This is a genomic window from Rhizobium leguminosarum, from assembly GCF_004123835.1.
Taxonomy (GTDB): Bacteria; Pseudomonadota; Alphaproteobacteria; order Rhizobiales; family Rhizobiaceae; genus Rhizobium; species Rhizobium leguminosarum_M.
In genome coordinates this window covers 269278-287239 of record NZ_MZMU01000015.1, presented here as the reverse complement: position 1 = coordinate 287239, position 17962 = coordinate 269278, and the positions used below count along the sequence as shown (strand labels likewise).

Here is a 17962-nt window from a genome sequence, read left to right as displayed (position 1 = left end):
TTTACAATCAGCCGTTTCGCCGTCAAAGGCAGGTGGTAAGGGAATTCGATGGCTCGTCTTATTGGCGAAGATGAAGCGGCTCAATCGGGAAAGCGGACCACAAACTCCGATTGGCCGGAGGGCCTGGCGCGGGATGTTACAGCCATCAAGGTCGGCGACTGTCTGCTCGGTTACAAGGCTGTCCAGCGCCGCATGCGGACCGGCCGCTGGAACCATTTCCGCGGCCGGATGCGCGAGATCGAAAAATTGATCAGGCACCGTCACGGAGACATCGTGCCCGAAGCCGATGACGCATTGATTTACGTCGAGGTGATCGCCGGCCTCGCCCTTGTCGAATTCAAGGAAGAGTTTGTCGAGGTGGTCCTCGGCTGGGCGGCGCGATGGCTTCCCTGGGCTGGGAAAGCCGACATTGAGGAGGTCATCTACGAGCGGACAAAGCTGCGCTTTTCTGACTTGTCGGCCGACGCGCTCGGCCATGCTCTGCACCTCAGCTACGCAGAACGGAGCGCCCTCGATATCCGCACCATCGGTGCCTTCGATGTGCCGAAACGGAAGAGAGCAAAACTTCAAAAGGAAAAGCGCCAGCAGCGGGACCGAGCGCGAAAAGAGGAGCAGCACCGTGCCGCCGGCGCGCTTTCCAGAGCCGATTATCTCGCCAATTCTTTCAGCCAAGCGCGCCCCTGGGAGGCTTTCGCCATCAGCCGCCGGACGTGGGAACGCCGCGGCAAACCGATGCCGGATCCCGCGACGATATCGGATTGCAATCCAATCTCGCTCGCCGCTTAATCAGCGCTTTTCGGCCTTGAGCCGAGTGGTCCGAACCAGCTATTCACAGCCTCTTGCAGACCATCCTGCGTCCCGTTGCCCATCCACGCGACATATCCATCGGGCCGGATCAAGACTGCGGTTGGTGCGGAGACCAACCCCAGCGCAGGCAGCTCCCATGCGCCGTCATATCCGGCGTCGACCAACCTGATGCGGTCGGACCACCGCGTGATGTCGAAGCTGCCGGGCTCGCCCCCACTGCTTCCTTCCCATCTAATCGGCCCTGCGCAGATGCCGATTTTCTCTGTCGCAGGTTGTTCTCCCTATAAATATAAGCTCCATACTGGTTGGAAGGACTTGCGACGGGATTCCGGGCTTGCTCTCTCCAAAGCCATATTCGCTGCCACTTGCAGGTCTCTTGCCGTGGAGCCAGGCGTCTTCAACGTGACCTGACCGGGTGGGCGCCGGATGTGGCAGGCGCCGTCCAGGGTCGTTTCTCTCGAAGGGGATCAATCAATTGCTGGACGACGTATCTCACTGCGGAGCCGGAGCTTTTTGCGGAATCGTCTCGGCCGCTGGTCGCTCGGACGGATCGGCGGGATGGCCATAGATCGTGTAGGCGGCCCCTGCCAGCACCCCTAGGACGAGAAGAGCGAGGACGTAGAACATCATGCCGCGTATTGCCGTCTTCGGTGTCTCGTCCATCAGGGATCTCCAAGATTACTCAGCGGTCAAATTCAATGCGATGGCTTTGGTTCCGACGCAGAGGTTGCTCAACTGAGCAGCCACTCACGGAACGATCAGGTCCGGATTTGGTTTACCCCACATCCTCATCGCTAGCGGAGGCCATCATGTGGGCAATCCTCACCGGAGCCGCTCTCATCATCGGCGGAATTCTTTTTCTCTTTACGTCGGCGCTTGGTCGAAAACCGAGTAATCCGCATCAAATGCCGCAGGGCGGCACCACGCTGGAACCCCGGCGCCAAGGCCTCAGGTTCCTCGGGATATCCCAAAACTGGCCAGCGCTCGCCGTTATCGCGATCGGCGCCCTTCTCTTGGCTTTTGGCGGATATTCATGACATCCGACAGTCACCAGCCGGCTTAACTCCTTCGGCAGCAAAAACCCGGCTTTCACCGGGTTTTTGTTCAGTCATTACCAAGTCTGGCGACCGGTCCAGTCATCGATGTCGCGTTTAATACGGTCCTTTTCGATGCCATAACGCTCCTGGATCTTGCCTTCCAGTTGGTCGCGCTTGCCGGCGATCTGGTCGAGATCATCGTCGGTGAGTTTGCCCCACTGCTCCTTGATCTTGCCTTTCGCCTGCTTCCAGTTTCCTTCGACACGATTCCAATCCATGGTCGATTTCTCCTGTTGTTGATGAGGAGAAAACGGATTGCAGTGGAAGTTGGTTCCTGAGTCTCAACCGATTTCCGCAAAGCTCAATTCCAGCGGTAAAGACGCAAGGCGCTGCCCATGTCAAATATCCACACCCTAATGAAGAAAAACATAAATAATTCGTGAAGAAATAATAGATGTATAAAATATCTATTTAAGTCTCAAGCAAATATTTCTCTGATCTTGTGCTATACTGTCCTACAGGGAGATGAGCAATGGCACTCGATGTATTCGTGAACCTCTACAATTTAGGTGGCCTGGACGCACTTAATGTTTCTCTGCGAAGCCTGTCAGATGACGACAGGCTCGGCGCTTTACTTTCGCTTGAGAAGATGGGGTACGAAGTGATCTGGAATGCCCAGAGAAAGCCGGCTTCTGCCTATGTGTGGAGCGGGCCGAACGAGAGCTAGTTGTCAGATGGGACAAAGACCTATCCCGAAAATAGGCGCGAGACCTCACGACCTTGTGTCTCCCTTCATTCGCTTAAAAAGCAGATGTTCCACCTTCCCATCGATCCGAAGGAAGTGAGGGCGATCATGATCCGATCCCAGATAGCCGACGCACAAACCGTGTTGGGCGACGAAGAAATTGCCCTCTGCCAGAGAGTTTTCGACCACATCAGCTCGGTGCGACAAATCACGACAGACACCGATCGCGAAGATCTGGCTCAGCGGGTTATCCATTCGTACCAGCATGGCGTGAAGGACGAGGGCGCGTTAATGCGACTGTTGATCTAAGATCGCTTCTTTCCGTGAAATTTATACCGGCGCTTGCCAACTCGTTCATGATTACGAAAAGCGATGCTTCGTGAGGCTCGCGCGGCAGGTGTGAATAGAATCCCGTGACACACGATGTCCAAAGAGATGATGACTTCGTCGTGAAAACGAATCATCACGTTAAATCAGATGGTGTGGCGTTTAATGTGCTAAAATACTCTGTAGGCGGAGATGACACAAATCAGGGAGAAAAAACGATGGCCGACTTAGGAGACCGCAAAAAGGCGATGGAGGATCAATACTTCCAAGACGCCGAGAGGTCCATCAAGCTCAAATCTCGCATGGACAGGCTTTTGGCGCAATGGATTGCGGGCCTCATTGGTCGGGATGATGTTGCGGGCTACGGCGCTGAAATCACTGATGCCCGCTTTAAAGGGGGTGGAGACGCCGGAGTTCTCTCGAAAGCTATATCGGATCTTCAAGCGGCTGGTCAGGACGTCAGCGAGCAGGACGTGGCAGCAAAGATGAGTGAATTTCTGGTCGAGGCCGCTGGACAGCCTTGAGAACGAAGCGTTCCTGCGCTGCGGGCGCGTTCCATACGGTATGCAGCCGTCGGCCTCACCAGCCGGCGGTTGTTTTACATGCCCATGTGTCATGTGCCAATCGTGTGCCGTAAAGTGCGTAAAAGGGCCCCAATCACTGACACCCTTTACACATAGAATTGATACATCGCGCTATATCCTATTGAAACTAGTTAGTTATTTTGTATTTATTTTTGGGTGTGACCAAATCTGCCGTCTGCACGGCTAAAGATAGCGGCCGGGCAACCGGTCCTATTTCAACTCTCAGTCACGCAAGGTTACGCCAAGAGATGGGCATGCATTAGGCAGCGCTTGTCAAGCGCCCGCGTATGAGGTCATGGACACTGCTGAGAGGAAGAGGTTTTCCGAACAAATAGCCCTGAATTTCGCCGCACCCCTGCTCTCTGACTCGACTGAGCTGATCTTTCGTCTCAACGCCTTCCGCTGTTGTCGTGATACCGAGACTTGCGCCCAGATCGACCACCGCTTTCACAATCGCCGCACAGTCCTTGGAGCTGCCAAGTTCGCGAATGAAGGATTGGTCGATCTTGATCTTGTCGAAGGGAAAGAGCCGCAAATAGCTCAGCGACGAATAGCCGGTCCCGAAGTCGTCCATGGCAATCCGCACTCCAAGGCCCCTGATGTGATGAAGCGTTGCCAATGCTGTCTCGTTGTCGGTGAGGAGAACGGATTCCGTAATCTCCAGCTCAAGGCGAGAGGCTGGCAGCCCGGCATCGCTCAGGGCGGAAACGACGGTATGCGCCAGCGTTTGGCTCCTGAACTGAAGCGGGGAAAGATTGACCGCGACACAGATATCTGCGGGCCAGCCCGCAGCGTCATTACAGGCTTGGCGCAAGACCCACTCCCCAATCGGCACGATCAGCCCGGTTTCCTCCGCCAGTGGAATGAACTCGGCCGGTGGAACCAGGCCTCGCTCGGGGTGGTGCCAGCGCAAGAGCGCCTCGAAGCCGACAACCTGTTCGCTAGCCGCGTCGACCTGCGGCTGATAATAAATTTCAAACTGATTGTGCTCGAGGGCCCGTTGAAGGTCGAGTTCAAGGTTGCGGCGCTCTTGTCGGTTGGCATCCATCGCGGTTTCGAAGAAACAAAAGGTGCCGCGGCCGTTCGATTTTGCTTTGTACAGTGCCGTGTCGGCACGCCTCAATATTGAATCGGCGGCGTCGCCATCGTCCGGGGCGATCGCAATGCCAATGCTGACGCCGATGCGAATGGGCTTCCCATCGATGACGAAAATCTTGTCGACAACCTCGACAATTCGTTTCGCCAAAGTTGAAGCCTGTTCTCTGCCTCGAACATCCGCTTGAAAAACAACAAATTCGTCGCCGCCCAGTCGCGCGATGCTATCCCCCTCGCGCAAACAGTCTGCCAATCTATCCGCGACCGCCTTGAGCAGAAGATCGCCCACGGCATGTCCCAAGGTGTCGTTTACTTCCTTGAAGTGATCTAAGTCCAAACATAAGACTGCGCTCGTTTTTCCATCGAGCGAGAGTTCCCTGTCGATCTTCTCGCGCAAAAGCGTCCGATTTGGCAATCCAGTGAGCGGATCGTGGCTGGCCATATATCTGATTTGCTCGTCAGCACGCACAGCTTCGGTGACGTCTTCATGCGCTGCGACATATCCGCCGTTTTCCATGGGCTTGTGCGAGATCTTCACGACCCTGCCATCCATCAGTGCTATGTTCTGGCTGGCTGTAGCCCCCTTCAGAGCGGCTTCGACGACAACGTCGAAATAGCTTTCACGGTGGGCGGGCGCATTGCCCAATGTCTGTCGATAATCGAGAATATGCTGAAGAGGCGTTCCCGACCGCGTCAACTGCTCTGGCAGGCAATACAGGCGGGCGTAGGCAGCGTTGCACAGCATTAGATTTTTGTCGGCATCGAACATGCACAATCCATGTGGCATGTTGTCCAGGACCGTGTCGAAAAGGCCTCGCTGTTCAGCCAAAGTCTTCTCTAAGCTGGCGAGCGGCGACATGTCCTCGCACTGGACCAACCATCCGTCGTGGTCAATCGGAGTGGAAGTGAACGCGAGGAGCCACCCATCGCCGATCTCTATTTGCTGATGCAGCGCAGTGGAATTCATGAGCAGATGCAACAGCCATATCTGGGACTGGTCCCGATTCGCCGCCATCTGCCCGGCTATTGCGTTCGCATCGACGCCAACCGCAATCTGCCCCTTCGGAACTCGTAGCAATTCGGCAAAACGATCGTTGACCAGCACGACGCGCAAATCCGCATTCAGGAACGCGACGCCTTGCTGCATGTTGCTCAGAATGATGTCGAGGGGATTGGTCATAAACATCCTAGCGCGCATCGCGCATACACGCAGATGTAGTGCTTATCGAAGTAATTACAATGCCGTGAAATTTCTACGTGTAGAATTATCGGCCGCCCATTTGGCTTGATGCGACATAGGTCACTTCACCCTCTCAAACTGTGCGAGACATGTGTGAGGGTATTACAGCTGATATTTTGGCCAATCCAAGACTTTAAGCCTTTGAATTGTTGGTGAGAGCGTCGGGGTTCGAACCCGAGACCTACTGATTAAAAGTCAGTTGCTCTACCAGCTGAGCTACGCTCTCCCTCTCCGCGGGTGTGACCACCCCGGCTGGAAGTGGGCGGAACATAGGCAGGCGACCCATTGCGGTCAACCGAAAAATTTGCCTTTTTCCGCGCCCGGCACATTTCTTGCGCGCGCCAAGATAAATGTCTTGCGTGCAAAGACCGATGTCTTGCACGAGCGAAGACAGATTTCTTGCGCGCGCAAAAAGGTGATTGGCAATCCCATGCCCGCAAAGCTAGGAACATCACGCAGATTGCAGCCGGAGAGAATGCGTGTCGATTGCCGATATTTCCCTGTGGAGCGCGCTGATTGCCGGGGCGCTTTCCTTCCTGTCGCCCTGCGTGCTTCCCCTCGTTCCGCCCTATCTCTGCTATATGGCCGGCATATCGGTCGAGCAGTTCCGCGGCGGCGGTGCGGTGGCGGTGGCGCCGGACGTCAGGCGCGGCGTGTTCTTCTCGGCACTGCTCTTCACGCTCGGCTTTGCCACCGTCTTCGTGGCGCTTGGCGCCGGTGCTTCCAGCATCGGCATGGCGCTTCGCCAGCATCTCGACCTCCTGTCGAAGATCGGCGGGCTGATCATCATCGTCATGGGATTGAACTTCCTTGGCCTCTTTCGAATCGGAGTGCTGGCGCGTGAGGCGCGCTTCCAGGGCAGCGGCAAGCCGGCGACGCTGACGGGCGCCTATATTATGGGCCTTGCCTTCGCATTCGGCTGGACGCCCTGCATCGGCCCGGTGCTCGGCGCCATCCTCGGCGTTGCCGCCTCGCGCGAGACGGTCGGCTCCGGCGCCGGACTGCTCGCCATCTATTCGCTCGGCCTTGCCATCCCCTTCTGGATCGCCGCCGGCTTTTCCGGCGCCTTCATGCGCTTCCTGTCGCGCTTCCGCCGCCATCTCGGTACTGTGGAAAAGGTAATGGGTCTCTTCCTCGTGCTTACCGGCCTCGCCTTCCTGTTGGGATGGGTCAGCAATGTGGCGATCTGGTTCCAGCAAACCTTTCCGATCCTGATGCAGATCGGCTAGACCACCGGTTGCCGATTTTCCAGGCCATGTGGCAGGTTGCGTGGGCTCGTCAGAAATAGCGCGGCGCCCACAATTCCGTGCAACTTGCTCTCATAAAAAAGTCAGATGTCAGCGCAGGCGTTTAGTTGCGCCTTTTGTGCGGACGTGCGTCTTGGTCTCGCATTTGCCGACTTCGCTATCGCTCAAGCCGGTCCCAAGGATCGGTCTTTGTGTCATCGTGCGAAACGGTCGGATCTCGCTTGTTCAAAGCAACACCGAGGCTGACCCTAAAAGCCAATTAATGACGGGTCTGGCAGTCGCTAAAGTTTCTCGACAGGCTCGCCGTTTGGGTTGGGCACCGGCGCCTCTCTTGTATCACGGGCCGGGCGTTTACGATCGTCAGGCTCCGGCGGTTCCTTATGGTCGGGGCGATTGACAGGCTGCTCTTTAGGATTGCCCCTTTTTGATGGGGCATTATTCTTTTTGGACATGGCCGGTTCCTCCACAACAGTACGAACTGACTGGGGACATTGAAAGTTCCGAGGCAGCCAAACTGCCAACGCCAGCGCATAAAACTTAAGCTGAAATACATTCGGTGGCGCTGGCCGGGCGCGATCCTACTGTCCTCCGAGGAAGTGCTTTGCTACCATCTGAAGGCGGCCCCCACTCGGACGCGGAGCGGTATTCGTCGGCTCTACGGCCGCCATTCCTGGCTATTGCGATCGTCGAGCTCGCGATCTAGGTAGAACGCTGCGCTGATGAGAGCGAGATGAGTAAAGGCTTGCGGGAAATTGCCAGCGAGCTGCGCCTTGGTATCAAACTCCTCGGCATATAACCCGAGATGGTTGGCATAATTCAGAACCGACTCGAAGACCCTGCGAGCCTTCTTGGTGTCCCCCGCTCGTGCGAGACACTCTGCATACCAGAATGAGCAGGCTGAGAAGGCGCCCTCCTCCCCGTCAAGGCCGTCATTACTTCGATATCGGTGCACGACACCGTCGTCCGCTAGTTGGTCGCCGATCGCCGTCAAGGTCGACAGCCACCTCGGGTCCGTGGCACTGACAAACCTCACCAGCGGCATGAGTAGCAGCGAGGCGTCAAGCGTGTCGCCGCCCTTTGTCTGCACAAAGTGCCCCTTCTCCTCGTTCCAGAAGTTTTTCCAAATGTCTTCGTAAATGTCGTTCCTGACGTCATGCCACTTGGAAAAAGGCGCCGCGAGGGATCGCTTGGTCGCGAGACGTATTCCCCGATCTACCGCCACCCAACACATGAGCCTGGAATGGAGGAACTCCTGTGGCTCGCGGCGCATCTCCCAAATCCCGGCGTCAGGATCCTCCCAGTGGTCGCAGACAAACTCCACAACCTTTCGAACCCCCTCCCAGTGATCGTGAGAGATTGCGTGGCCGTATTTGTTGCTCAGATAGATCGAGTCGAGAAGCTCACCGTAGATGTCGAGCTGGAACTGTTCTGCAGCGTTGTTTCCCACCCGGACGGGCGTCGCACCGCCATAGCCGTGCAGGTGCTCGAGGCTGGCCTCATTAGGCACCTCGCCGCCGTCGATCGCATACATGACCTTCAGTCGGCCGCCGGCGTCACATCCCGACGCCCGCTGGCCGATCCAGTCGTTGAATGCCATCGCCTCGTCGCGATAGCCAAGCCTCATCAATGCATACACTGTGAAGGAGGCGTCGCGTATCCAGGTGGCGCGATAGTCCCAGTTGCGGCTGCCACCGGGGGTTTCCGGCAAGCCAAAGGTTGCGGCGGCGACGATCGACCCGTGCTTGCGCGAGGTCATGAGCTTCAACGCCAGTGCAGAGCGATTGACCATTTCGCGCCAGCGTCCGCGATAGGTCGACTGTCTCGCCCAGTTCTGCCAGAAGGCGACCGTCTGATCTTCCATCTCCTCCGTGGTCGCTTCTTCCGCATTGTCGTCACCGTCGTCGAGAATGAAATCGACGCCCTCTCCAGCTTGAAGGGTGATCTCGGCGATAACGCCGCCATCGATCTCGACGAGTGGCACACCAGCCAAGAGTCGTAGAACTTCGCCGTTCGCCTGCCGCCAGATTACAGCGCCCTCTTCCATCTTCGCCGGGAGCTGTCTTCTCGCATATTCGAACCGAGGAGTGCACGACATACGCAACTTCAAACTCCCGCGCGTCACACGAAAGCGCCGTACAACCATGCTCGAGCCGTCGCTACGGCTGTTTTTCACGTACATGAAATCAGTAAGTTCGCCGCTTGCCTTGTCGCCCATCCAACGTGTGAGGAGGACGTTCGTATCCGGAAGATACTGTTGCGTCACGCGGGCGTCGGCAAGCTCCGGAGCGATCCGAAACATGCCACCACGTTCCGGGTCGAGCAGCGCAGCAAAAATTGTCGGACTGTCGAAATCGGGCCAACATAGAAAATCGATCGTGCCGTCGGTAGCGACAAGCGCGATCGTCGCCAAATCGCCGATGACGCCGTGGTTCTCTATCGCGCGCGGAACGACGGCTGCGTCCTCCTGGCTACGTTTTGCGGCAACCTTATCCCCGATGAGCCCGCTGTTTGCATCCATGCTGCGTTCCTCTTGGCTGAGCTTCGGATGAAAAGTCGGGAGCTCGCCACTTCACCGATTTGGCGCTTTGGTTTGAAACGGCAATAGCGAATGAGGTCGCCGGGAGAGGGCCGCAGGTCAATGACCTTGCTTTAACGGGAATAGACAAAATTTGGCCTAGCCACAGCGTTTTCGACTATAGCATAGGTCTCTTCAAGCCCCATAGTCGCAGCAATTCTGCTGGAGCCGAAATCTCTGCCGCAATGACGTAAGGGTCTCCAGATCGTCTCGACTTCGCAGCGTCCCGCATTTTGATTGGAAGCCCGTGCCCCATGTTCCTAACCGAATAAAAGGCCAGCTTCAGACCGTCTGCGGCCCGCCACGACTGCAATCTGCCCCACGGTTTTTCCGCCGCACGTCCGCTGCCTTCGTCGATGCCCTGGACTTCGAGCCACTGTGCTATGCATGCGCTCGCGTTGACCGGGTTCACAGTCCTATCGTCCATGCCCTGCCAGATCGTTACCGCGGGCCACGCCTTGACCTCGGAAGAGATCTTCGTAACAGCTCGGCCCCAGCCGCCGGGCGGCGGCGTCGCGCCCGACTTCATCGCTCGTAGTGCGGACATCGCATCTCGGGCCGATCCGACGGGCATGCCTGCGATGATCGCGGCGCCTGCGAACATTGGGGGATAGTTGGCAACGAGCGCGGCCGTCATCGCTCCGCCAGCAGACAATCCTGCGATAAAGATCCTCGAGCGGTCGATGCGATGTCTTTCGCAAGCATGTTCGATCATCTGCTTGATGGAGAGCATTTCTCCGCGGTCTCTGGCGACGGCGCTTGGGCGGAACCAGTTGAAGCATCGTTGCGAATTATTGGCGCTTCTCTGCTCAGGATAAAGGAGAACGAAGCCGCGTTCTTTTGCGAGTTTGGAGAAGCCAGCGGCACTATCCAGGCTTTCGGGTGTTTGTCGGCAACCATGAAGCGCGACCACAAGTGCCGGGTTTTTCGGCAGCCGCGCTGTCGGCACGAAGGTTTTCATGATCAGGCGGCCGGGATTGCTTCCAAATGCGGTCGTCTCGACCAGAGTCGGTTTCGCGGCACGGGGTGTCGGCGTCGCGCGTTTCGCCTTGTTTCGCGGCGCCTTGAGGGCCTTCTCGATCAGCCTGCTGAATTTCTTCTGGGATTTGAGGACCCGGGCTAGCGATTTGCCGAAACCGACTTTCATACGCCCACGGACTCGAGCTGCGACAACAGCATCCGCAAGCCCGGCTGCGCCGCTTCCCGCAGCGCGGTCTCCAAGGGGAACCACCGTGTCTTTCGGACATCCTTCTCCGGAAACTTGTCCGCGATCCTCGAGACCTTAAGAAGATGGACGGCCACGTGGTATTGGTTGGGACTCGTGTCCTTCCGATAAGAAAACGTACCGAACACGGTCTTGTCGACGACGCCTGCGACCCCGGCCTCCTCGAACGCCTCTCTCAGCGCCGCGGCGCTGCTGACCTCACCACCTTCGACGTGCCCCTTCGGAATGCCCCATCGACCGTTCCGTCGGCTGCCTACAAAAAGGACTTCAACTCCACCGTTTTCGTTCCGACGGTAGCAGAGAGCACCAGCCTGCGCGACATCGCGACCAGACACGGTTTTCGTAAGTTCCGTCTGGGCGTTTTCGTTGAGCATCGTCCGCCTCCGGTTTCGAAGCCCGCGCAAGCTAGCTGGGCAACGTTGAAGAGTCCAGTTTGCTTCATCACGTCGTGACGCGACCGAACTATGACGGGACCTCCAGCGTTGATGAGCGTCCAATCAGAATGGAGCCTGCCTTGCCATCGGAAATCGAAATCAAGCTCGACCTCTCTGACGAACCCCTTGAGCGCCTCCTGGGTTCCGATCTTTTCGGAGATCCTCAGGAGATACTGCAACAATCATCGACCTATTTCGAGACGGATGATCGCCGCCTGTCGCAGGAAGGGTTCTCTCTGCGTATCCGCTCTACCGGCGCTTCCCACGTCCAGACTGTGAAGGCATCCGGACCGGCGAAATCACTGTTTGTCCGTTCAGAATGGGAGACTCCCATTGAAGGCAATGAACCGGTCCTCGACCATACGAGCCCCCTCATAAGCGAGTTCGGACCGGAACTTGAGGTGGAAGCCGCTTTCACCGTGTTCATTGAGCGCCGCGTCTGGAACATCGAGTTGAACGGCTCTCGGCTGGAGGTGGTCGTCGATCGGGGAGACGTAGTGTCTGGCAACAGGCGCTCGCCTGTTCAGGAAATCGAAGTCGAACTGAAGGACGGCGATCCGAAAGACCTGTTCATCTTCATTCGTAAGATCGACGCGATCGCGCCTTTCCGGTTCGGCATTCAGTCCAAGTCAGAACGGGGCCTCGCGCTTCTGGACAGGCAGCAATTCATGTTCAAGGCAGAGCGCCTGAATCTCGAACGAAGCATCAAGGCGTCTGCCGCCTTTCGAGAGATCGCCGCGTCCTGCTTTCGGCAGTTCCGTCTCAACGAAGAGATCCTTCTCCAGCGACGAAATTCGGAAGCCCTTCATCAGGCGCGGGTAGCTCTGCGGCGTCTCCGCTCTGCGTTCTCGCTGTTCAAACCGCTCTTGACGGGCGACGAGCCGAGTAGGCTGCAGGGGGAGCTTCGCTGGCTCGCTGGCATCCTAGGTGAAGCGCGTAATCTCGACGTCCTGCTGATGAAAGCGAAGGACTCCGACCTTCGGGCCAAGCTCAAGGATGCCCGCAACACGGCCTACGGCGACGCTGTCGAGGCGCTGGAATCCGCGAGAGCGCGCGCCCTGATGCTCGATTTCAACGAGTGGCTTCAATGTGACACCGATCGCGCTGGCGGCGGTGGCGCAACTTCCGAGGACGCGTCGGCTTCGCAGTTTGCCGCGAAGGCCCTCGACAAGATGCGTAAGAAGCTGAAAAAGCATGGCAGTGCGCTGGCTGAGACCGACGACGAGCATCGTCACCAGGTTCGCAAGGACGCTAAGAAGCTTCGCTACGCGGCCGAGTTCTTCGGATCGCTGTTCGACGACAAGCGCGGCGCCCGTCGGCACCGGAAATTTATCGCAGCGATGGAGGAGCTGCAGGACCATCTTGGAGCGTTGAACGATCTGGCAACGGGACCGGACGTGCTTGAGCAGCATGGACTGGCCGACCACCCTGCTCGAGATTCTGTCGTTTCCCACGATGACAAGAATGCGTTGATCGGCATGGCGCAGTCCTCAGTCGATGAGGTCATCGACACGAAGCGCTTCTGGCGCTGACATGAGGACGCCACGAACCTTGAGCGAAGGAACCCCGGTCTATCCGCCACGGTCGAGAACGTCGATGAACATGAGCAGACACGATGAATGAGATTGACGTCTATCCGAAGCCGATCCAGCAGTATGGTGCATTGTGTTTCCGAAACACAGCCAAGGGGCCACAGGTGCTTCTCATCACGACGCGGGAGACGAGACGTTGGATGATCCCGAAGGGCTGGCCGATATCAGGTCTGAAGCCGCGCAAGGTGGCAGAACGTGAGGCCTGGGAGGAAGCTGGCGTGATCGGGAGGGCGAAGAAGAAGCCCTTCGGCGAGTTCCTCTATGACAAGCTGATGCAGGACGGAAGTGGAGCGCGACCAGTCGTTGCTGTCTTCCTACTGGAGGTCCGCCGTAGCCGAAAGCGCTTTCCCGAAATGGCGGAGCGAGACTCCGTGTGGCTGACGCCGATTGAGGCCGCGCGCCGCGTAGACGAGCCGGACCTTGAGCGCCTGCTGCTGAAGTTTGGACGGATGTTCGAGCGCGGGGGGCGGCTTCCCTAGCTCGACGGTCGCGGATTATCGATCTCGGGGCGCCGGAAACGTCCTCGGATCCACCGTCAACTGGTTTCTCGGCAGATGGATCGAACGCTTTCGAAGCCGCCGCCGGTTCCCTGTCAAACCCGGCGCGCTGGAACGCGGCCAGCGATGGTACCGCCGATATGGCAAGTGGTCGCTGCTGGCGAGCTGGCTGCCGATCGTCGGCGATCCGATCACCGTCGTCGCCGGCGTGTTGCGCGAGCCGCTCCCGAACTTCGTCCTCCTGGTGGCGATCGCCAAGGCCGGACGCTATATCGTGCTGGCAGCGGCAACCACGGGACTGGCCTGATGCCCCGGCAGCAGATCGTCGAATTCCAGCGCGACATCTATTTGGCCTTCGCCGACCACATCAAGCGTTCGCGCAGGGCGGCGGCTGGCTCGCCTTTCTGGCATTCCTGCCGATGGGAATTGCCTTCGGTGCAGTCCACGCCCTGACGCCCGGTCACAGCAAGTCGGTCCTCGCCACCTATCTCACGGGCTCTTCGATGAAGGCGCACAAGGCGCTGCTGGTGTCGATGGCGCTGTCGTTCACGCATGTGTCCATGGCGGTCCTGATCGCGCTGCTCGCCCTGCCGCTGGTCTCGCATTCCTTCGTCGACGCGGGCTCGGCTCCCGCCCTCCAGGCGCTCAGCCGTGGACTGCTCGGCGTGATCGGCCTGTGGATGCTCGGCAGCGCGCTGTTCCGCCACGCCCACACCCATTCGAGCAGCGAAGGCGTCGTCGTAGGATTCCTTGCCGGTCTCATCCCCTGTCCTCTGACGCTCTTCGTGATGACCTTTGCGATAATCCACCAGGTCGTCGTCACGGGACTGCTCTTCGCGGTGTCGATGATGATCGGCGTCTGCCTGACGCTATCGGCGGTCGCACTTCTGGCGGTCGCCTTCAGGGAGCAACTCGGGCGACTGATGCGCAGCAGACCGCGGCTGCTTGCGGCGGCCTCCAAATCGATCGAGGCCGTCGCCGGAGCGATCCTTCTCGCGGTCGCTGGGTTCGAGCTTTCGAGGTGGGCCGGTCTCGCCTTCCTGTTCGGATGGGTCAGCAATGTGGCGATCTGGTTCCAGCAGACCTTTCCGATCCTGATGCAGATCGGCTAGGCCACCGGTTGCCGATTTTCCAGGCATGTGACAGGTGGTGCGTGGGGTCCTCCGTTTCCTCCCGCGCCGTCGCTCGTCGTGTGCAGGAACCGACGGGCAATCCGGCTTTTTGCGGGGGCCTTTCGAGAAAAGCGTCCCACGTTGCGGGATAGCCCAGTTGTCAAAGGGCACTCCTCCGCACTCGCAGAATATCTGGCATCCGCACGCCGACGCTGCCATAAATGAGCTTCAGCGAGGGAGGCATCATGATGCAGAAGAATGCGCCGGACTTCAGCCTTGAGGGCAAGGTGACCTTAGTGACGGGAGCGAGCCGTGGCATCGGTCGAGCTTGCGCACTTGCCTGTGCCGCAGCAGGTTCCGATATTGTTTTAGGCGTCCGCGATGTCGCAGCGTCGGCGAGCCTGGTTGCCGAACTGGAGGGCACGGGACGAAAAGTTCTGCCCGTTGAATTGGACATTCCCAACAAGGCCCATATCGCACAAGCCGTCGACGCGGCGCTTGCGACGTTCGGCCGGATCGACGTCCTCGTCAACAATGTCGGCGTGGCTCCGGGCAATCTCGCAGAACTCGTCGAGGAGAAGGATCTTGACGAGATACTCGATGTCAACATCAAGGGTACCTTTCTGATGACGCAGGCTGTGGGCCGGCACATGATCAAGCGCAATGGGGGCCGGATCATCAACATCAGCTCACAGGCCGGTACCGTGGCACTGCGCGGCGAGGCAATCTATTGCATGAGTAAGGCGGCAATCAATCACCTCACGCGCTGCCTTGCAGCCGAATGGGCACGCTATGATGTCACCGTAAATACCGTATCGCCAACGTTCATTCACACCGATGGCACAGCACCTTTTCTATCCGATGCCGACAATCGCGAAGCGACGCTCGGTCACATTCCGCTCGGGCGGATCGGTGAAACCGATGATGTGGTGGGTGCCGTAGTCTTCCTTGCATCACCGGCTGCGAGCCTGATCACCGGCGCGAACCTGCTGGTGGACGGTGGATGGTCCGTCGCCTGAGATCGAGGCGCCCCTGCAGGGCAACTCCTGTCCAGACGAGAACAACGATTTGCCGGGCAAGGATCTCTTCGGGCGACTTGCGGACGCCGATGAGGGATCTACATTCACTGGATGAAAATCTTCGAATCCGGCGACGGCTCTCGGCAGAATTCGCTTCGTCAGGTGCTGCGAAGGCTCGATAGGGCCGACGGCAGGCAGGCGGTCGCCCTTCGGCTGATATTTGCTGCCATTGACGTCGCCATTCTCGCCTTCTTCCTGCTCGGCCCGTACCTGCGATCCGGTCCGTCCTATCTGATTATCGACTATGCGATAGCAGTGTGGATCGCCGCCGAGATGGTCGGCCGGGCGGTCGCCGCATTCTCTTTGCGCGAGTGGCTTCGGCGGCCGATGACCTGGATCGACTTCGTGGTGCTGGCCACTCTGTTGCTGCCGGACCTGCTCTTCAATTTCGCTTTCCTGCGGATCATGCGGCTCTGGGCGATCGGCACCAGTCCGCTGCTCAAGGACTTGCTACGCAAGGCCGGCTATTTATACCTTCTCGACGTCGTCCGGGCGGTGATCAATCTCCTTGTGTTCCTCTTCATGGCAACCGGGTTCGTCTATACGTCCTTCTTCTACAACAGGGAGGGAAGCGAAGGATTCGTCGATGCGCTATATTTCACGGTCGCGACGGTGACGACGACGGGATTCGGAGACATCACGCTTCCGGGAACGCTGGGCAAGCTCACTTCCGTTGTGACGATGATCGTCGGCATCTCCCTATTCGTCAGGCTTGCTCAGGCAGTCGTCCGCCCTCACAAAGTGACCTATTCCTGCCACCGATGCGGCCTTCAGCGCCATGACGCGGACGCCGTTCATTGCAAGGCGTGCGGAGAGGTCTTGAACATACCGGACGAGGGATCGTGACCGTCGATCCTGGCTAGACGATACGCTAGGAATTCGCACGCAGTCGTTGTCTAGAGCGGTTCAGCTTTTCACGGAAACGCAGAATCGCTCTAACTTTTTGTTTTTACGCGATTCCGGACGGAAAACCGCTTCGCACTTTTCCTGGAATTGCTCTAAGAGGGCGCCTAAGATCGTATTGGGACAACCAATGAACGTGGAATCTTGCAAGCGAGCCACGTCTTCAGGTTGGAGCGCAGCCCCGCAGATGTTGTTGTGCCAGCTCATTGGTTTGCGCCCCGGCGCACCATTTCAAATCGGGTCCGTCGGATTGCAGCCCGCCCATCCCGGCGAGCACGCCGCCGCCGACATCATCCTGTCGCGAGAGGATTATCCTCATCGTGGGCTGTTGCGAGATCGGTCGCCAGTTCATACGTTCTGTCATCCAACCTCACAGGAGCAGAAGATGCAGATCGACCTCACAGGCAAGACCGCTCTGGTTACCGGATCCACTGAAGGCATTGGATACGCAATCGCCCGCCAGCTCGCGAGGGCGGGTGCGGACGTGGTGGTCAATGGCCGGTCCGAAGAAAAGACCGCGAAGGCCGCCGACCGCCTGAAAGGCGAAGGCGCCAAGGGAAGCGTAACCGCGGCGGCAGCGGATCTCGCGACCGCTGGCGGATGTGACGCTCTTGTCGCCCAAGTTCCTGACGTCGACATCCTCATCAACAACGCGGGCATCTTCCAGCCGCTAGACTTCTTCGATGCGGACGACGAGGTATGGGACCGACACTGGCAGGTGAACGTTATGTCCGCCGTCAGGCTTTCGCGCGCATATCTTCCGGGCATGCAGAAGCTCGATTGGGGCCGCGTCATCTTCATCGCGTCTGAATCCGGCTTTAACATTCCGGTCGAGATGATCCACTACGGTGTCAGCAAGACCGCAGACATCGCGGTTGCCCGCGGCCTTGCCAAGCGCATGGCTGGCACGGGCGTTACCGTGAACTCCGTCCTTCCCGGCCCCACGCTGTCCGAAGGCGTCGAGGCGATGCTCGCCGAGGAACGTGCGAAGACGGGGAAACCGATCGAGGAGGTGGCGGCGGACTTCGTCAAGAAGCACCGCGCCGGTTCGATCATCCAACGCGCCGCGAGCGTCGAGGAAATTGCCAATCTCGTCACCTATCTGGCCTCCCCTTTGGCGTCCGCAACGACCGGGGCTTCGATGCGTGTGGACGGAGGCCTGATCGACACGCTCTGACGGACGCCACCGACCGGCCACTGCACCGTCTTCGTCGGAAGTTGTCTCCGCGATGCGCTGCAGTGGCGGGCTATTTGGCAGCTTTCCGAAGCAGCCTTCGCGCGCCCGCTATGGTCCGTTGGCCCGGCAAGGTGCCTCCCGGCAGCGGAGAAAACGGCATCATGTCCGGCCTCGACTGTCAAAAATGACATTTGTGGCGAGCCCAGTCACAGGCTTGCCGCGTTCGCTGATCTGATCGACTCCGCCCATCAGCACGCCGCCGACAGCAAAAGCGGGGCCTGCACCT

The 17962-nt window shown here is 58.5% G+C and carries 19 protein-coding genes, 1 tRNA gene and 2 pseudogenes; 13 read left to right on the top strand and 9 right to left on the bottom strand.

Annotated elements, in window-relative coordinates; all coding sequences use genetic code 11:
- Window positions 1-48 precede the first annotated feature (48 nt).
- The gene (locus B5P46_RS23655; RefSeq protein WP_129420831.1) at window positions 49-786 is read left to right on the top strand and encodes a hypothetical protein; all 738 of its coding nucleotides are present in this window, start codon (window positions 49-51) and stop codon (window positions 784-786) included.
- Here B5P46_RS23655 and B5P46_RS35065 read toward each other — a convergent pair.
- Both B5P46_RS35065 and B5P46_RS34575 read right to left on the bottom strand, forming a co-directional pair.
- A pseudogene (locus B5P46_RS35065) lies at window positions 783-1019 on the bottom strand (FAD-dependent monooxygenase); the annotation flags it as partial. The gene B5P46_RS23655 and the pseudogene B5P46_RS35065 sit on opposite strands and share 4 nt — an antisense overlap.
- 280 nt (window positions 1020-1299) lie before the next feature.
- Window positions 1300-1470 (bottom strand): hypothetical protein, encoded by a 171-nt coding sequence (locus tag B5P46_RS34575; RefSeq protein WP_164986542.1) that lies wholly within the window; start codon window positions 1468-1470, stop codon window positions 1300-1302.
- Window positions 1471-1616: 146 nt separating this feature from the next.
- Here B5P46_RS34575 and B5P46_RS23645 point away from each other — a divergent pair, with 146 nt between their 5' ends.
- Window positions 1617-1844 (top strand): hypothetical protein, encoded by a 228-nt coding sequence (locus B5P46_RS23645; RefSeq protein ID WP_129420830.1) that lies wholly within the window; start codon window positions 1617-1619, stop codon window positions 1842-1844.
- Window positions 1845-1918: 74 nt separating this feature from the next.
- Here B5P46_RS23645 and B5P46_RS23640 read toward each other — a convergent pair whose 3' ends face one another.
- Window positions 1919-2122 (bottom strand): CsbD family protein, encoded by a 204-nt coding sequence (locus B5P46_RS23640; RefSeq protein WP_129420829.1) that lies wholly within the window; start codon window positions 2120-2122, stop codon window positions 1919-1921.
- 254 nt (window positions 2123-2376) lie between these two features.
- Here B5P46_RS23640 and B5P46_RS23635 point away from each other — a divergent pair, with 254 nt between their 5' ends.
- The 3 genes from B5P46_RS23635 to B5P46_RS23625 all read left to right on the top strand — a co-directional run bounded on the left by B5P46_RS23635 (window position 2377) and on the right by B5P46_RS23625 (window position 3440).
- Window positions 2377-2571 (top strand): hypothetical protein, encoded by a 195-nt coding sequence (locus B5P46_RS23635; protein ID WP_129420828.1) that lies wholly within the window; start codon window positions 2377-2379, stop codon window positions 2569-2571.
- A gap of 126 nt (window positions 2572-2697) precedes the next feature.
- A complete protein-coding gene (locus tag B5P46_RS23630; protein WP_129420965.1) occupies window positions 2698-2898 on the top strand; it encodes a hypothetical protein in 201 nt (66 codons plus the stop codon).
- A 104-nt stretch (window positions 2899-3002) separates the two neighbouring features.
- Window positions 3003-3440, top strand: coding sequence for an ATPase inhibitor subunit zeta (locus B5P46_RS23625; RefSeq protein WP_245456241.1), 438 nt, complete (start codon window positions 3003-3005; stop codon window positions 3438-3440).
- 319 nt (window positions 3441-3759) lie between these two features.
- On the opposite strand, the gene B5P46_RS23620 is transcribed toward B5P46_RS23625, so the two are convergent.
- Window positions 3760-5775: a putative bifunctional diguanylate cyclase/phosphodiesterase gene (locus B5P46_RS23620; RefSeq protein ID WP_164986541.1), complete on the bottom strand. Its 2016-nt coding sequence runs from the start codon at window positions 5773-5775 to the stop codon at window positions 3760-3762.
- A 210-nt stretch (window positions 5776-5985) separates the two neighbouring features.
- Window positions 5986-6061, bottom strand: a tRNA-Lys gene (locus B5P46_RS23615).
- 253 nt (window positions 6062-6314) lie between these two features.
- On the opposite strand from B5P46_RS23615, the gene B5P46_RS23610 reads away from it, so the two are divergent.
- Window positions 6315-7064, top strand: coding sequence for a cytochrome c biogenesis CcdA family protein (locus B5P46_RS23610; protein WP_129420826.1), 750 nt, complete (start codon window positions 6315-6317; stop codon window positions 7062-7064).
- Window positions 7065-7737: 673 nt separating this feature from the next.
- On the opposite strand, the gene B5P46_RS23605 is transcribed toward B5P46_RS23610, so the two are convergent.
- From B5P46_RS23605 to B5P46_RS23595, 3 genes are all read right to left on the bottom strand, one after another.
- Entirely contained in the window at window positions 7738-9600 is a 1863-nt protein-coding gene (locus tag B5P46_RS23605; protein ID WP_206735393.1) for a glycoside hydrolase family 15 protein, read from the bottom strand.
- 175 nt (window positions 9601-9775) lie between these two features.
- Entirely contained in the window at window positions 9776-10804 is a 1029-nt protein-coding gene (locus B5P46_RS23600; RefSeq protein ID WP_129420825.1) for an extracellular catalytic domain type 1 short-chain-length polyhydroxyalkanoate depolymerase, read from the bottom strand.
- Complete coding sequence (locus B5P46_RS23595; protein WP_129420824.1) at window positions 10801-11256, bottom strand: NUDIX hydrolase; 456 nt, start codon at window positions 11254-11256, stop codon at window positions 10801-10803. The genes B5P46_RS23600 and B5P46_RS23595 overlap by 4 nt, the downstream gene beginning before the upstream one ends.
- 140 nt (window positions 11257-11396) lie before the next feature.
- On the opposite strand from B5P46_RS23595, the gene B5P46_RS23590 reads away from it, so the two are divergent.
- The 6 genes and pseudogenes from B5P46_RS23590 (at window position 11397) to B5P46_RS23565 (ending at window position 16442) form a co-directional block, all read left to right on the top strand.
- Complete coding sequence (locus B5P46_RS23590; RefSeq protein WP_245456239.1) at window positions 11397-12848, top strand: CHAD domain-containing protein; 1452 nt, start codon at window positions 11397-11399, stop codon at window positions 12846-12848.
- Between the two features lie 83 nt (window positions 12849-12931).
- A complete protein-coding gene (locus B5P46_RS23585) occupies window positions 12932-13387 on the top strand; it encodes an NUDIX hydrolase (RefSeq protein ID WP_129420823.1) in 456 nt (151 codons plus the stop codon).
- On the top strand, window positions 13350-13712 hold the full coding sequence (locus B5P46_RS23580) for a YqaA family protein (RefSeq protein ID WP_129420822.1): 363 nt from the start codon (window positions 13350-13352) through the stop codon (window positions 13710-13712). Before B5P46_RS23585 ends, B5P46_RS23580 begins: the two co-directional genes overlap by 38 nt.
- A pseudogene (locus B5P46_RS35405) lies at window positions 13712-14517 on the top strand (sulfite exporter TauE/SafE family protein). The gene B5P46_RS23580 and the pseudogene B5P46_RS35405 overlap by 1 nt, the downstream one beginning before the upstream one ends.
- A 248-nt stretch (window positions 14518-14765) precedes the next feature.
- Entirely contained in the window at window positions 14766-15536 is a 771-nt protein-coding gene (locus tag B5P46_RS23570; RefSeq protein ID WP_129420962.1) for an SDR family NAD(P)-dependent oxidoreductase, read from the top strand.
- 111 nt (window positions 15537-15647) lie between these two features.
- The gene (locus B5P46_RS23565; protein ID WP_129420821.1) at window positions 15648-16442 is read left to right on the top strand and encodes a potassium channel family protein; all 795 of its coding nucleotides are present in this window, start codon (window positions 15648-15650) and stop codon (window positions 16440-16442) included.
- A gap of 220 nt (window positions 16443-16662) precedes the next feature.
- On the opposite strand, the gene B5P46_RS23560 is transcribed toward B5P46_RS23565, so the two are convergent.
- A complete protein-coding gene (locus B5P46_RS23560; RefSeq protein WP_129420820.1) occupies window positions 16663-16863 on the bottom strand; it encodes a hypothetical protein in 201 nt (66 codons plus the stop codon).
- A gap of 21 nt (window positions 16864-16884) precedes the next feature.
- On the opposite strand from B5P46_RS23560, the gene B5P46_RS23555 reads away from it, so the two are divergent.
- Entirely contained in the window at window positions 16885-17676 is a 792-nt protein-coding gene (locus B5P46_RS23555) for an SDR family NAD(P)-dependent oxidoreductase (protein WP_129420819.1), read from the top strand.
- Window positions 17677-17962 lie beyond the last annotated feature (286 nt).